Genomic DNA, 719 nt, shown 5'->3' with positions numbered 1-719 from the left:
GGCATGAGATGCGGAAGTACCAGTTCCGGCATTGAATGCCGGTTGTATCATATTCGGCTGCGCGCAGACAGGCTTTGTAGGCTTCTTTGGCGTCGAAATTACGGTATCCTTTCATATAAGCGTCTACAATGACGGGGACTGCGTGGTAACCAATCATGGTTCCGGTATAGTTGGAAGCCAGGTCCCACATCGGATATATTCCGCCTTCCTGGTGTTTCTTTATCAGTGAATTTATAAATTGATTGTTCAAATCGGGGGCGATAATTGTCATTAACGGATGCAATGCACGGAAGGTGTCCCATAATGAGAATACCGTATACACCGGGTTTATCGTATCTCCCTGATGTACTTCGAGATCCATTCCTAAATAACGTCCGTCCGCATCGCTGAGCAGGTTCGGGCTGATTCCCGTATGATAGAGGGCAGAGTAGAAGATGGCTTTATCTTCTTTGTCCGAGGTAGTAATGTCTATTTTTGGACAGATATTGATTCCACGCCCGACGTGCGTCTTTGCGTACCTTATCGAAATCCCATCCCGGAATCTCTGATTCGACATTCTTGCATGCCCCTTCCATGTCGACGGCAGAAATCCCTGTTTTTACAAGCACCTGTTCGTCCTTCTTTGTCTCGAAATGCAGTAGCGCTTTGCATATGGGAAGCCGTTTACCGTCATCCATGGTAATGGAATCCGCAATCAATGTATAAGAGAATGGTTTGGA

Annotated in this window: 2 protein-coding genes; both read right to left on the bottom strand. The window is 46.6% G+C overall.

All coding sequences use genetic code 11. The annotated features are described in order from the left end of the window. On the bottom strand, nucleotides 1–556 hold a 556-nt coding region (locus ROSEINA2194_RS24050; RefSeq protein WP_217284414.1), incomplete at its 3' end, for a glycoside hydrolase domain-containing protein. Then, the gene (locus tag ROSEINA2194_RS24045; RefSeq protein ID WP_500138363.1) at nucleotides 441–677 is read right to left on the bottom strand and encodes a glycoside hydrolase domain-containing protein; all 237 of its coding nucleotides are present in this window, start codon (nucleotides 675–677) and stop codon (nucleotides 441–443) included. The genes ROSEINA2194_RS24050 and ROSEINA2194_RS24045, both read right to left, overlap by 116 nt. Nucleotides 678–719: the final 42 nt, after the last annotated feature.

The sequence above is a fragment of the Roseburia inulinivorans DSM 16841 genome (assembly GCF_000174195.1).
Classification (GTDB): Bacteria; Bacillota; Clostridia; order Lachnospirales; family Lachnospiraceae; genus Roseburia; species Roseburia inulinivorans.
The sequence above is the reverse complement of the archived record's forward strand: the minus strand, read 5'-3'. Positions and strand labels throughout refer to the sequence as shown.

Coding starts and splice junctions, on each gene's coding strand:
- ROSEINA2194_RS24045 (WP_500138363.1), bottom strand. CDS start 677: ATGGATGACGGTAAACGGCTTCCCATATGCAAAGCGCTACTGCATTTC.